The sequence below is a fragment of the Mucilaginibacter sp. P5_A6 genome (genome assembly GCF_056400585.1).
The window spans coordinates 56,071-71,475 of sequence record NZ_JBFUKZ010000011.1; the positions used below are offsets into that span (position 1 = coordinate 56,071).

General features: G+C 42.2%; 9 protein-coding genes. 4 read left to right on the plus strand and 5 right to left on the minus strand.

Annotation, left to right across the window (positions count from 1 at the left end):
- Positions 1-50: 50 nt before the first annotated feature.
- The 4 genes from AC1DO4_RS13770 to AC1DO4_RS13785 form a co-directional block, all read right to left on the minus strand.
- Positions 51-770 carry an EboA domain-containing protein gene (locus AC1DO4_RS13770; protein ID WP_477416710.1) on the minus strand — a complete coding sequence of 240 codons (720 nt, stop codon included), beginning with the start codon at positions 768-770 and terminating at the stop codon, positions 51-53.
- A 9-nt stretch (positions 771-779) separates the two neighbouring features.
- Positions 780-1,142, minus strand: a complete 363-nt coding sequence (locus tag AC1DO4_RS13775; RefSeq protein WP_477416712.1) for a transmembrane 220 family protein — start codon at positions 1,140-1,142, stop codon at positions 780-782.
- Positions 1,143-1,590: 448 nt separating this feature from the next.
- Positions 1,591-2,493, minus strand: a complete 903-nt coding sequence (locus AC1DO4_RS13780; RefSeq protein ID WP_477416714.1) for an N-acetylmuramoyl-L-alanine amidase — start codon at positions 2,491-2,493, stop codon at positions 1,591-1,593.
- A gap of 142 nt (positions 2,494-2,635) precedes the next feature.
- Positions 2,636-3,541, minus strand: a complete 906-nt coding sequence (locus AC1DO4_RS13785) for an AraC family transcriptional regulator (RefSeq protein ID WP_477416716.1) — start codon at positions 3,539-3,541, stop codon at positions 2,636-2,638.
- A 390-nt stretch (positions 3,542-3,931) separates the two neighbouring features.
- Here AC1DO4_RS13785 and AC1DO4_RS13790 point away from each other — a divergent pair, with 390 nt between their 5' ends.
- The 4 genes from AC1DO4_RS13790 to AC1DO4_RS13805 all read left to right on the plus strand — a co-directional run bounded on the left by AC1DO4_RS13790 (position 3,932) and on the right by AC1DO4_RS13805 (position 12,438).
- A complete protein-coding gene (locus tag AC1DO4_RS13790; RefSeq protein ID WP_477416718.1) occupies positions 3,932-6,187 on the plus strand; it encodes a hypothetical protein in 2,256 nt (751 codons plus the stop codon).
- Between the two features lie 54 nt (positions 6,188-6,241).
- Entirely contained in the window at positions 6,242-7,585 is a 1,344-nt protein-coding gene (locus AC1DO4_RS13795) for a sugar porter family MFS transporter (protein ID WP_477416720.1), read from the plus strand.
- 15 nt (positions 7,586-7,600) lie between these two features.
- Complete coding sequence (locus AC1DO4_RS13800; protein WP_477416722.1) at positions 7,601-10,945, plus strand: tetratricopeptide repeat protein; 3,345 nt, start codon at positions 7,601-7,603, stop codon at positions 10,943-10,945.
- A 443-nt stretch (positions 10,946-11,388) separates the two neighbouring features.
- Complete coding sequence (locus tag AC1DO4_RS13805) at positions 11,389-12,438, plus strand: aldose epimerase family protein (RefSeq protein ID WP_477416724.1); 1,050 nt, start codon at positions 11,389-11,391, stop codon at positions 12,436-12,438.
- 325 nt (positions 12,439-12,763) lie between these two features.
- Here AC1DO4_RS13805 and ppsA read toward each other — a convergent pair whose 3' ends face one another.
- On the minus strand, positions 12,764-15,400 hold the full coding sequence (gene ppsA / locus AC1DO4_RS13810) for a phosphoenolpyruvate synthase (RefSeq protein WP_477416726.1): 2,637 nt from the start codon (positions 15,398-15,400) through the stop codon (positions 12,764-12,766).
- Between the last annotated feature and the right edge of the window lie 5 nt (positions 15,401-15,405).

A 15,405-nucleotide genomic window follows, 5' to 3' on the forward strand; every position in this document is an offset into this window, starting at 1 on the left:
TAATTTTTATATGATCAATATCTTATAATTCTCGATTTTTCTTAATTTTTCTAAAATTTTCCTTGCTTCATATCGCTCAATCGCGCCTGGTCAACAAATTTTCCAACCAAATACCAAAGCATATCGTCTACTTTCCGCCCGGCTGAATGGCGTTCCATGGCATAGTCGATTAATATGCGGGCAAGTTCTTCATTAGCCCTTTTGTCCAGGCCGTATATCCTGTTTACCTGTTTTTCTGTAAAAAAAGCTTTTAAAATCATTTGATTCCATGCCGGCTCTTCCAGGTTTTCTGCCGGATAAGGGTTATCGTACATAATGGCTTCCAGCACTGTACCTATATTACTTCGGATGCCTTCCATACAGCGTTTAACCCATAGTTGCGGGTACGGCAATACCGGAAGTGCAGAATATAAGGCAATTTGTTCATTCATTTCAGCAACCGAAAAAAGGTTTTCAATCACCTGGAAATACCTGTCCTCATCAGTTTGATCATATTTAGTCAACAACCAAACCCTGCTAAGCCTGTCAGCGGTCCAGTAATCGATTGCAAAACCTGGTCTGATAGATGCTAATAATTCGCGTTGCCTCTGCGTTACAGTTATGATTGCTTTGCCTGTTTTACGCGGTATCGTGACGAAAGCCGTATTAAATGCAACATTAGTTAATACATTCCTGTCCTCACTGAGCCAGGCCCAGGAAGTTGGGTCTATATTATCCTGAATTACATCCACGATAATTTCGTTCAATTCCTCTTTATTGTAGGTGGTCATAACCAATTATTAAAGCGCAAAATAATTAATTAGCAATGCCCCGGCAATAATAAGTAAACCAAAAAACTCTCTTGTTTTTTCGATATAGGGCTTGGTCGCCTGCATGCTTTCAACCAAACTGGGTTTATTATATTTGGTTATCCAGTCGCGCGCACCATCTTTTTGAAAAAATAGAATTGCTGCGTAAACAAGATAAAAGGCTGTAAGCAAAAGATAAATAACAGGGTAAAACTTACCAAAAGCAGCCATTCCGCAACATACGGCAGCACTTAAATATATGGGTACCCATAAATACCAATCAACATCATTCAGATTTAACCAGGCAAAAACCAGGAACGAAAGCAGGAAAATTATATTTAAAACCAAAAGCATATTATCTTAATTTTTCAGGTATAATAGCAAAATAGGATACTTATATTATGAAGAGCCAAATTAAAGAATAAAATTATTCTTTGGTCTGATTTTGCGCCGTTAAATGATTTATGCTGACTATCTTCATAAAAAAGTTACTTATGATCCTTCTCAGCATCATACTTACCTTTTTTATCAGTAGTTTATTTTAGGCATTAACAGGTACGAATAGGGTCAATAATATGGAGAACATGAAACATCGCAGCCTGGGATGGTCAAACGTTCATTTGATTCAAGGATGCTGACGTGATCTGTTTCGGAAATATGAGTAAGATTTAAAGATACCAGGGACTCTCCGAGATCGGTAATCGCGGAATGGTGAACTGACGGATCGCTGCCGATGACTTAAAAAAAAGCGTTATAAAGATTTACAAGCCCACAAAGAGCTATAGGGGAGCCCGCCAAATGCTTACTGACCAGCTTTTAAAGATAATAATGAGCTAAATATCCATCCTATGGTTTTAATGCTCCTTAACTTGCCATCCACATTTTGTAATACTTCGGCCTGGCTGTTTACCAGGTATACTTTACTCCATTGTCCGTTTGTTTCTATCAGGCCGACTTCATAACCTTTTGTTAATTTTTTAAGTACAGTGGCATTGGTAGAAAACGATTCTCTAAAATTAGTGCCTTCTGTATTTATCGTATAAATTTTACCAGTGTTGTTAGTACTGCCATATACATTTGCTTTAAATGTATCCCAGGGAAAAGCCGGTCCGGGATCTGGCTTACGTGCCGGAGAGATATCGTCATGACCAACGGCTGCTATTAAATGATATGCATCAAATAATACCTTACAAAGCTTGTATAGCGCCTGTAGCTGAGCATCAGGGAAGATGCGCCAGTAATGGTTGCTTTTACCTGTCCAAAACTTATGTTTATGATCAATCTTCATAAACTTATCGCCATCGGTAGCCGGGTAAATTTTTACACCATCATCTGTAGCGCGTTTAAAACTATTATCTGCCAGCTTTTCCACAAAACCAGGGTTTACAATTTCTATCCCTATGGAATGATAATTAAAACTATCTACTCCGTCCCAGGTGCTGGTACCGGCATGATTTGCCCTGTGATTAAAAGGTATCAGCTGCGTAATAGTGCCATCGGTATTTAATACAATATGCGCCGCAATTTTATCGGGGTTCGACCGGGTATCCATAAACCAGTCTATTGCTGACTGAGCTGTGTCGGTGGCGGTATAATGAATTACCAAATAATCGGGATCTATAGGGTCTCTGACATTTCCGGATTTAGAAATTTTTATTTTTTCGCCGTCCGAGTCGGCTTCTAACCAGTGATTTGTAATTTTCATATGGATGCAGGTAAGGTTTAAACAATTGATTGTCTTTGGTTTATTAAAGGTAAATAGAATTAATAAAAGATTGTAATCTTAAATTGTTTTTAGATCTTTTTTATAGCCGAAGGATTGCCATATTCCCGGTAGCATAATTGTCTCAACTCGCTTTTGCTTTCTTCCGGTATTCATTGGGCGAGCTGCCCATTAGTTTGGTGAACATCCTGGAAAAATAGTATTGATCTTCGATACCCAGGCTCAGGGCAATGCTTTTGATAGACATGGTAGTAAACGAGATGTACTGGCAGGCCTTTTGAACTTTCAGCTGGTTAAAATATTCTACGGGCGAATAACCTGTTTTAGCCTTAAAAATGGAAGAGAAATGGGACGTAGATAATTTGGCGAAGCCGCTCAAATCATCCAGCCGTATCATGGTATTGATATTGTCCCGCATGTAGCAAATCGTTTTTTCTACAATGTCATTATCTGCAGGCTTATCATCAACATGATTGAATTTATCCTCATATATCAGCGATGACAGAAAGTGCGAAAAGATCATATTTACATATCGCAACGCATCGCTGCTATAACCTTTCTCCAGGTTGAAGCAGATATCTTCGAACAGTTTTATGCGGTCTTCATTAAAGGATAAATACGGCTTGTAGTTTTCAGAGTTCTTCAATATCAGGTCTACTATAAACGAGGCTATCTCGCCTCCAAAGTGGATCCAGTATATCGTCCATGGCTTGTCCATATTGGCTGCGTACCTATGGGGCGTGTTAGCGGGTATGGCAATAAATTGCGATGGCGATACCTCCACCTTTTTTTTGTTGATCTCCAACCATCCATAACCCTCTGTACAATAAATGATAATGTGTTGGTTTATACCATTTGGCCGCTCGGCATAATGGTGCTTTGCCTTTGGGTAGTAGCCTATATCGGTAATGTATATCTGTTTGGTAACCAAATCCTTACTTAAAAAGTTGGTGATGATCTTTTTGGGCAAAACAATAAGCTTTTGACCCTCAAAGCCATCCCGGCGTCGTAAAACAGTGCTTTTAGCCATTTTTATATGCGGATACTTTATAATTTATAATTGTACTTCAGATCAATTGGAAACTCCTGGTATACAAACATTGATAAAAAATATCAAAATATACACATGCTGCACTAAATAAAGTAAACTTAGTATGCCGTAATATAATCCATCATTTCCATAACATTAACTATTTTATTATCTCATTTATTCCATGAAATTTACACCGTAACCAATTAGCGATACTAACAACATCAAATGATTCGTAATCATTTCCATTTAAGCTATCAGCGGAAATTTAAGCGTATTAATGGTTTAGCTTTTACTCCTGTTTATCAGTCGAAATAAATCCATGAAATAGCGAGTGTTAAAAAAAATGATCTGAATACAGCAAACAATTAAAAGAATAATTCATACTAAATGCAAAACTTTTACGCAGCAGCAGGCCGGTACAAATTATGGATGATAAAACCTGTTGCGTTTATCCTCGCAGTTACTTTAATAATAGCATGCAGCGTACTGCAGGCCCAGGATCTGCAAAAAAGCGCTGATAATACCAGCATTAGTGGTTTGAAACTGAAGATTAAGGTTGACAAAAATAGTGGCCTGGTTAGCTACACATTCAGCAATGGTATGCACATGGACAATACGGTGGCTTACGTGAATGATCTGAATTCGGGTTACCTGTCAAGCACCGACCTCTCTAATCACATATGTGCCACCGGGCAGGTTAGCGATAACATAGGTAAAGGCATTAGCCTTACTGTTACACATAGCGATGCCAGGCACTCCATTAGCATTATACAACGGTTTACTTTATACAAGGGTAAAGGATACGCGCTTATCAGCGTGAGCGCCATATCGGCCGGGAAGCCTATTGAAACAAGAGATATTAGTCCAATAGCTATCCTGCCAGCCAATAACGGCAAGTTATTTATTCCCGGTACCGAGTCACGTATTCTGGATGTACCCTTTGATAATGACGACTGGACACCCACGCTTGAGCGAACCTGGGGTAAAGCCAATGAATCTAAAAGTAAAGGTATTAGCTATGAATTTTTAGCTGTTTATGACCAGTTGAAAAATTCAGGATTAGTGATCGGCAGCGTGAACCACGATTTTTGGAAAACAGGGCTGGCTTATCAAACCGGCACACAGCCGGGGTATGTAGATTCGTTAAAGGTTTTTGGTGGTGTTGCTACAGCAGATAATCCATCTCTTAAATCGGGCTATGGCGGTTTAGATGGTACGCATGACCATGTTGAACATGGCACCATGCTGGACCAAACTGTTAGCTCTGCCGTGGTTTATGTCTGTGGGTCGGATGACCTGCACGAAGCTTTTAAAGATTATGGACGTGTAAATTCCATTATAAACGGCAAGCAAACCTGGGATGGTGCTGCACCAGTGTATTGGAACAGTTTTGGGGTAGAAGGTGTGCTGGGTTACGAAAAGGTGATGATGCCGGCTGCTGTAAACCAGATCTCGGATTTTATACATTCAATGCCCAACTTTGGCGCATATTCCAAACCTGTTTTAAGTATCGACTCTTATGATCAGGGCATTTACTCTACGGAAGTTTTAAAATCAATAGGGGAGTATGGCGCAAAAAACGGCCAGCAGATGGGTTTTTATTTTACTCCGTTTGCCATGTGGTGCTGGAAGAACGATACCAAAGGGCGCAAGTTGCCTGGTACCGATATTATGTTTGAGGAAGTTCTGTTGCAAGATAAAAATGGGAAGGCTATCATGTACAAAGACGGCGATTGGGGCGCTTACGCTATGGACCCCACGCACCCTGCAGTCAGGCTCTCTATCATCGGACAGTTGAAAAAGGCAAAAGCCATTAACGCCAAATTTATCAAGATAGATTTTTTAACGGCCGGCGCGTTGGAGAGTACGAAACGTTACGATCCTAAAATCCGCACTGGTATCCAGGCTTATAACTATGGGATGAAAACCCTGCGGCATTTGGTCGATTCTATAATGGGTAAAGATATTTTTATCACACAGGCCATTTCGCCGCTGTTTCCACACCAGTATGCGCATACGCGGTTTGTATCTACCGATGTTTACTCGCACCTGCGCGATGACCAGAAAGGTTTTCCTGGCTGGGGCAGTACGGAGTCGTCGCTTGCAACCGGATCACATATGGGCTGGATGCAGGGTACCCTGTTCCCTTACACCAACCTGGATGTAGGCATCATGAAAAACTTTCAGCGTAATCCCGACTTGAATGAGCAGGAAATAAAAGTGCGCCTGTATGCCATGATGGTGATGGGGAGTATTTTGGGTGATGGGTCTGATTTCAGGAACCCGATAGCCGCTTACCATGCGCAGGCATTTTTGAATAATAAAAACATCGCCAGATTCTTTAGCAATCCTAAAGCATTTATCCCCCTTAAAATGGCTGATGGTGAAAGCTTCGATCAACAACTATCATTTTACCTGCCGGGCGACACCACTATGCTGGCCTTATTCAATTTCGACCTTAAAAATGATTTTAAGCAATTGTTTAGCAAGCAGGCATTACACCTTGATATGCATAAAAAATATGAATTCCGCGATTTTATGACCGATAAGGTAATCGGCGAGTTAAAAGCTGATACCCAGGAGTTTAGTACGATAGCAAACACGGGAGATGCCTTGCTGGTGAAAATAGTACCGGTAAATTAATGATAAAAATAAATTGTAATATTATGCCACCAGTTAAACATATCCAACCTAAAAATGAGTAGTTCAAAAAGCTTTAACAGTAGTTATATTATTGGCATTTCCTTTATTTCGGCACTCGGTGGGTACCTGTTTGGCTTCGATTTCGCGGTGATTTCCGGGGCGCTACCTTTTTTGCGTACCCAGTTTAGTCTTACACCCGCCTGGGAAGGTTTTTTAACCGGCTCATTGGCTTTGGGGTGCATAGCAGGTTGCCTGCTGGCAGGTAATATTGCCGATAAATATGGCCGTAAACCAGGGCTTGTTATCGCTGCTTTGATCTTTGCTGTATCATCTATAGGCATAGCGTTCTCCGCATCGTTAAACTATTTTTTGATATTGCGCTTTGCCGCCGGTATAGGCGTAGGTATGGCTTCGATGCTTTGCCCCATGTACATCGCCGAAATTTCGCCTGCTGAAGTTCGCGGACGTAATGTGGCTATTAATCAACTTACGGTAGTGATCGGCATACTGGTAACCAACCTGGTAAACTACTTTTTGGCCGACCATGGTGCCGATTCGTGGCGCTGGATGTTCGGCCTGGGGGCTGTGCCATCAGCCATATTTTTAGTTGGTGTTACCTGGCTGCCCGAAAGCCCGAGGTGGCTGATGAAATCCGGCCAGTTAGATAAAGCAAAAGTGATATTGAACAAAATTGGTTCGCCGGATTTTGCTGCGGCTACTTTTAAAGCGGTAGAAAAATCATTGACCGGCTCAACAAAGCAGTCGTACGCCATGGTGTTTGAAAAGGCAGTCCGCCCGGCTGTTGTGGTGGGTATCACGCTGGCTGTATTCCAACAGTTTTGCGGCATTAATGTGGTGTTTAACTATACTTCAACTATTTTTGAATCGGTAGGAGCAAACCTGAACAGGCAATTATTTGAGACCGTAGCTATCGGCGTAGTGAACCTCGTTTTCACGCTATTAGCAATGTGGCAGGTTGATAAACTGGGTCGTCGCCCGCTTATGTTATGGGGTTCGTTGGGTTTGTGTATCCTGTATATTGTATTGGCGTTCCTGCTGCAAAACCACTTTCCGGCAGGGTTGGTATCTATATTTGTGTTGCTGGCTATCAGTACGTATGCCATTTCGCTTGCGCCGGTTACCTGGGTACTCATTTCCGAGATCTTTCCTAATAAAATCCGTGATGTAGCATCATCTGTAGCCATTGTATCGCTTTGGGGGGCTTACTTTATACTGGTGTTTACCTTCCCTATCCTGGCTAAAATCCTGGGCGCTTATGGTCCGTTTTACCTATATGCCGCTATCTGTTTTGCTGGCTTTTTGTTTGTAAAAGCCAAAGTGAAGGAAACCAAGGGAAAAACACTGGAAGAGTTAGAAGATAATTTAGTAAGACATTAAAATACAATACATAATATGCAAAATTCAACTGTTTCCGTTTGGGAAGAGCAAGTAATTATCCCTACTTATGGTGTTGGCAAGCCTGATAAAAACCCTATGTTTTTTGAAAAAAGGGTGTACCAGGGCAGCAGCGGTGTAGTTTATCCAAACCCGGTGATTGAGAAAATTGCCAACGAAAAAGAAGATAAGGAATACATAGGCCTGTTCCTGGAAAACAAGTACCTGAAGGTGATGATACTGCCCCAATTGGGCGGTCGAATCCAAACGGCTTTTGATAAAGTTAAACAACGCCATTTTATTTACCATAACCAGGTAATTAAGCCTGCTTTGGTGGGTTTGACCGGTCCATGGATCTCGGGTGGTATCGAGTTTAACTGGCCGCAGCACCACCGCCCAAGCACTTTTGATCCGGTTGATTATAAGCTGGAGGAGCATGCCGATGGCAGTAAAACCGTTTGGGTAAACGAGGTGGAACGTATGTTTCATACCAAAGGTATGGCGGGCTTTACGCTGCGCCCGGATACTGCCTATATCGAAATAAAAGCTAAACTGTTTAACCGGTCTGCACTGCCGCAAACCTTTTTATGGTGGGCAAATCCTGCGGTAAAGGTAAATGATTACTACCAATCAGTATTTCCTCCTGATGTGAATGCGGTTTTTGATCATGGTAAACGTGATGTATCCGATTTTCCGATAGCAACCGGCACTTATTACAAGGTGGATTACTCGCCTGGTACCGATATCTCGATGTACAAAAACATCCCTGTGCCAACATCATACATGGCCATCAATTCCGACTATGATTTTGTGGGAGGATACGAGCATGACAGTGAAGCTGGTTTGCTACACGTAGCCAATCATCATGTATCCCCCGGAAAAAAACAATGGACCTGGGGTCACAGCGATTTCGGCCAGGCCTGGGACAGGAACCTGACCGATGAGGACGGCCCATATATTGAATTGATGACGGGTGTATTTACCGATAACCAACCCGATTTTAGCTGGCTGATGTCCTACGAGGAGAAAACTTTTACCCAGTATTTTTTGCCGTATCGCGAGTTAGGTATGGTGAAAAATGCATCTAAGGATATCCTGTTAGCAGTAAGTAAAAATGGTGATAAGGTAAGCATCAAAGTACAGGTAACATCGGCACAAAACAACCTAACCATTAACCTGACCTATAAAGGGCAGGAGTTATTTGTATTTTCGGGAACAATCAATCCTGAAAATGTTTTTGTGAAGGAATTAGCGGTGGATACTGATCTGGATGAAAATCAGCTATTGGTCGTCATTACCAACAGCAGTAATCAGGAGGTATTGCGCTATGAGCCTGCCAAAAACAAAAAGAACGAAATGCCCGTCTCAGCAAAACCGGCCTTAGAGCCTGCCTGTATAGAAAGTGTGGAGCAATTGTTTTTAACCGCACAGCACCTGGAGCAATACCGCCATGCAACATACAGCCCGGTGCCTTATTACGAAGAGGCCCTGCGCCGTGAGTCGACAGACATCCGTAATAACAATGCGTTGGGTAAATGGTATATCCGCAAAGGCCAGTTTGCCAAAGCGGAGCCGTTTTTACGCAGAGCTGTGGAGACCAGTATTCAACGCAATCCTAACCCTTATGACAGCGAGCCTTATTACAATCTTGGTTTGTGCTTAAATTATCAGGATAAAGCAGATGAAGCTTACAGCGTTTTTTATAAGGCTACCTGGAGCAATGCCTGGAAAGATACCGGCTTTTTTGAAGTAGCAAAAACGGATTTTGCCCGCGGACATTTTGCTTTGGTATTGGATCATATCAATCAGTCGTTAGATAGAAATGCCAATAACAGCAAGGCTTATGTGATAAAAATAGCTGCTCTGCGCAACCTTAAGCAAATGGAAGAAGCTCTTAAAGTTGCCGATGTGGCGCTTGAACGGGATAGCTTTAATCTTGGGGTTATTTTTGAAAAGATCCAAGTGTATAAATTGATGGGCGATGGCGATAAAGTGGCTATCTGTATTGATGAATTGATTGCATTATCCCGCAATGAAGACCAGAATTATATAGAATACGCTTTGGATTATGCCGCCGCCGGTTTATATACCGAGGCTGATCAACTATTGCAGCTGGCTTTAAAAGATGGGGGCAACAACCCGATGGTTTACTATAGCCTGGGTTATTTCAATTATAAAAAAGATTTACGGGATGAAGCACAAAATTGGTTTGAAAAAGCCGCTGCTGCCAATCCCTACCTGTGTTTCCCTAACCGTTTGGATGAGGTTAAGATATTACAGCTGGCCATGAAAGCTAACCTTGCCGATGCCAGGGCGCCATATTATTTAGGAAATTTGTTTTATGATAAACGCCAGTATGATGATGCCGTAAGCAATTGGGAAATAGCCGCGAAACTGGATGGTAGTTTTTCCACCGTTTTCCGTAATCTGGGCATTGCTTATTTTAACAAACAAAACGATGCTGAAAAAGCTTTGGTTTATTTTGAAAAGGCTTTTGAACTGGATAAGACCGATGCACGTGTACTGATGGAACTGGATCAGCTTTATAAAAGGCTGAATTACCCGACTGATAAACGCCTTAAATTCCTCGAAGATAACTCGCTCGTTGCCGAACAGCGAGATGATGTTTACCTGGAGCGGGTAACATTGTATAACCTATCGGGCCAATATGATAAAGCGTTTTCTTTGTTAATGAAACGTAGATTTCATCCATGGGAGGGTGGCGAAGGCAAGGCGTCAGGACAATACGTGTTTAGCCTGGTACAGATGGCAAAACAATATATTGACGAGGGCGACTTTAATAAAGCTATCGCCAATTTAAATATGGCCAAAAGCTACCCGCATAATTTAGGAGAGGGTAAATTGTTCGGTACTCAGGAAAACGATATCGATTATTGGCTGGGCATGGCTTATGAAAAATTAGGCCGGCAGGATACTGCGCAGCAATATTTCCGCCAATCAACCATTGGCTTGAATGAGCCATCGGCGGCGGTGTTTTACAACGATCAGCAACCGGATAAAATCTTTTACCAGGGTTTGGCCTGGCAAAAACTGGGCGATCAGGAAAAGGCAAAACAGATATTCAACAAGCTGGTAAGTTATGGCAAGGCTCATGAAAATGATGAGGTGAAGATAGATTACTTCGCAGTATCACTCCCCAATCTGCTGATATTTGACGATGACTTGAATCTTCGTAACACTATTCATACCTGCTTTTTACAAGGTTTGGGGCTGCTTGGCCTGCATGAGTTTGAGGCGGCGCAGGCGATGTTTAATAGAGTGCTGGAGTTTGATGTAACTCACAGCGGCGCAAAAACTCATTTACAGATGGCCAAACAGCAACTAAAAGTATCTCATTTTTAACAAAAACAACATCAGCGGGGCAGGTAGTTTATTGGAGCTGCCCCGCAAGCCAATTTTAATAACCCGGTTTGTAAACCTGCAACCGGCTATCACCTTTAATAAAATATATGTTTAAAAAACACAGCGCCGCTTCTAAAGTAGCTGCAACCTTTAGCTTGATAGTTGCATGTTACTTCGGCGCATTTGCCCAATCCGATATTGTTTACTAAATAAAGCCTGATGAAAGGCGAAACCAAAACATGAAGATTGAATTTGATGTTGGAGTACTTGGTAATGACACCTTGGAGCTGATTGCCGATCCGTATAACAACAATATTCAACTGTAAGTTTGCTTGCAGTCCTTAGCGGCTGGGAAATAAATTTACAGCCTGAAAAGTTTTAGCCGGCTATTTGTTAAATTAACAATAATATAATCTATCTTGACCTATATAACCAACAAAACAATGATCAATAGCCATGCCGCCGTATCTTACCGGCAATGGGGCGAATATGCTGGCTGCCCGGTTCGTCTCTTCAGGCTGCAAAATATAAGTGGTGCCTATGTAGAGCTGACCAATTATGGGGCCACCCTGATTTCAGCTGTGATGCCGGATAGGAATGGTAACTTTGAAAGCGTGGTGCTGGGCTATTCGTCACTGGCTGATTATGTGAACGATAGATGTTACATGGGGGCTACTATAGGTCGCTTTGCGAACAGAATAGGCGGCGCTAAATTTACCATGGATGGTGCTACGTATCAACTGGACGCTAATGATGGCAACAACATCAATCATGGAGGTAGTAATGGTTTTAATGCTAAAGTATTTGATTATGCCGTTACGGGCAATGCCGTATCGTTCACTTATTTGAGCAAAGAAGGTGATGGTGGGTTCTCCGGTAATCTCACGCTCATAGTAACTTACCATCTTACAGATGCTAACGAACTGCATATAGATTTTAGGGCTGTCACTGATAAAAAAACAGTCGCCAATTTTACTAACCATGCGTATTTCAACCTGGCGGCAAAAGACAACGGTATATCTGATCATTTACTTAAAGTTTATGCCGATGATCTGTTGGACGCGGATGACGCTTATGTTCCAAACGGTGCCATAAAACCTGCCGGTAGTAAAGCCTTTAATGGTGAAGTTATCGGAGATAAAATGATGATTGATAGAGACATGTTAGTGGGTTTTAACGATTGTTACGTATTGCAAAATGCTAAAACCGGCATACTTAAACCCGCCGCCGAACTTACCGAAACAGTATCGGGCAGGCAACTAACAGTGTATACAACTTATCCATCCATAGTTGTTTATACCGGGGATTATCTGGATAGTGAGGCTAAAGGCATTTTCTCACGGCCGTATAAACCATTTGATGGACTATGTCTTGAGTGCCAATACTATCCGGATAGCCCCAATCATGCCCATTTCCCTTCAACCGTGCTAAATCCGGGCGAAGAATATAATGAAACTATAGTTTACAAGTTTGGCTCTTTGGCATGCGGATAAAAGGCTGCCTGCTTTTACATACCGGACAGTACGCACGCTTGAAATTCATGCCCCATTTCGATTTATCTTTACCGGCCCTTCTAAACCAAATGAATAATCCCATTCCTACAACCGTATAAATAATGATTTTGAACATTGGGGAACGTTATCGCCCGACTTTAACTGTTTTACTTTAAAGATGCGGAATTCTTTAATTATAACCAGTTCAGGAATTTCGCTGCTTAGCACAACTCGGGTGTAAAAGCAAAAAAAGATCATATATCCTCTTTTATCCAGCGTAGGCTTGCTAATGGCTGTGCGGTTTTGTCAGGCTGATAGTCACAATTTATAGTATTTCTACATATCCGTCCGTTCCATTCACCCGAATTCTCTGTCCGTCTTTGATCAGCCGGGTAGCATTCTCCACTCCGACAACTGCCGGTAAACCATATTCACGAGCGATAACTGCCCCATGGGTCATCAGTCCACCAACTTCGGTGACCAGGCCTTTTATGGATACAAACAATGGTGTCCAGCTGGGGTCGGTAAAGGCGGTGACTAATATATCCCCATCTTCCAGGTCGGCATCTTCCATGTTTAAGATGACACGTGCCCGCCCCTCTATCATTCCGGAAGAAACAGGTAAGCCTACAATAGCTCCGGCCGGAAGATTTTCTCGTTTGTACCTACCTGTAATGATTTCACCATCAGATGTAATAACACGTGGTGGAGTTAGCTTTTCATAGATTTTGTATTCGTCTTTCCGTTTGTTGATGATGGAGTAATCCAGTTTGTGGGTATGTACCACTTCGCGAAGCTCCTCAAATGTGAGATAGTATATATCCTCTTTTTCATGAATAACGTTGGCTTGTACCAGTTGTTCGGCTTCTTTCAGCAAAGCCTGCTTATAAATGAAGTAACGATTAACGATGCTGTATTTTGGATATTCACGATAACCACTATAATTCCGGACAAGGTTGATCATTCGTTGTGTTTCGTTGACTTTTTGTTCACCATCTGGTAGTGACGCCAATCGATCTAATAACTCCTGTTCTTTTTTCAAAGCTTCCTGTCGCCCTTGCTCAAATTTCCGGTTGCCGGCACCAGGCGCAAAATTTTTGATATTACTAAGAATCGTGGGCACAAGTGTAATTGGGTTTTCGCTCCAGCGGGTTTTAGTAATATCGATTTCCCCGGCACATCGCATTCCGTATTTGTTGAGATAAGCCTCGATAACGCCACGGGCTTCCTGTCCACCATTCAGCTTAACCAGTTCATCCAGAACGTTATCGTTTTTTACATGTTGTAAATATTCCACTACCTCAGGGTAAGGACGAATTACATCTGCCACATCCAATAGTTCGCGGCCCATTTCCGATGTAATATTGTTTGGCACAGATTGAGAAAGTATGTCTGCTGCATTTTTCTCACCTAACCATTCGTTCATTTTTTCATTGATCCATGACGAAGCATTCATACCAGTCATGATTACACTAAAGCTTTGTGATTCAGCTGAACGTTGCTTTAATTGCTGGAGGTCTTCCAGGATAAAGTCAAATAGATCCAGGCCAGATTTCGTTTGGATGTTTTGTTTTAATTCTTCTATCCACGTTTGACTTTGCTTGATCAAATTAGTAACGATGGCGGGATCATATTCATTTAGTGCTTTATAATCTGCAAGGGATGGACTTTTATTGCTTTTGCCGGAATTATCGTCAGGTAATAATTTTATAAAATCTCCCCGCTCTATAATAATCGTAAAGGCGTCTTTTATGAGCGGATCGGATTTTCCCAGTACGTTCAATATAGTTTCTCTGCCGGCAGGCGTAGCCAGCATAGGCGTGATATCAACAAACAACCTTCCTCCAGCTGTACGCATGAGTGCGCGGGTCGTTAAGAGGAAAAAAGACAACCCTAATGGTTTCATGGCATCAGTCATCATCTGTTGATGACCGACAGATACATACACGTGATTTTCCTGGTCATTCGCTTCAGGGGCCGGGTATAAAGTAGTGATTGGCCTGCTCTGCACAATATAAAATATATCGCTGGCCAAGCACCATTCGATATCCTGGGGACTGCCGAAATGCTCTTCAATCTTTCTGCCTATGCGCTCAATCCGTAAAATCTGCTCATCCGTCAATGCTTGCTTATTCTGTTGTTCAGGCTCAATCTCCTGTTCTTTCGTACCGCCATCTTTTAAGGCATAAATGGCCAGTTTTTTGGTGGATATCTTTTTATCGATAATATTGCCGTTACACACTTTGTAGAGATCAGCATTCACCAGGCCGGAAACCATGGCCTCACCAAGTCCGAAGCTGGCATCAATGGATAACACTTTCCTGTTAGAAGTAACGGGATCGGCAGTAAACAAAATTCCTGCCACCTGCGGGAAGACCATCTTTTGAACAACTACCGAAAGGTGAATTTTATGGTGGTCGAAGCCATTTTGAAGGCGATAAATTACTGCTCTCTCGGTAAATAGTGACGCCCAGCATTTGCTGATATGCTTTAGAATGGCCTCCTTTCCGATAATGTTCAAATAGGTATCCTGTTGGCCTGCAAAGGATGCCGTTGGTAGGTCTTCCGCCGTAGCACTGGACCGCACAGCAAAGGCATCTTTTTCACCCAACCTGGTTAGATAAGCCGCAATCGCCTCAGCTATATCCTCAGAAATCGGTGCGTTTTCAATGACCAGGCGGATTTTTGCGCTGATTTCGGCGATATTTTCCCTTTCTTCGGCTTTAAAACGCGTTAATTCATACAGCAAGCTGTTAAGTTCCTGATTATTTTGGGTTATTTTTTTATACGCTTCGGTGGTAACGCAAAAACCCTCCGGCACCTGTATCCCTTTGATCCCGGACAGTTCGCCCAGGTTAGCGCCTTTGCCTCCCACAGCCATAAACTTTGATCTTTCGATTTCCTGAAACCCAAGTATAAATGTGTTCGTGTTTTTATCTTCTTTTTTGTTTTCCGGTATCATACTGA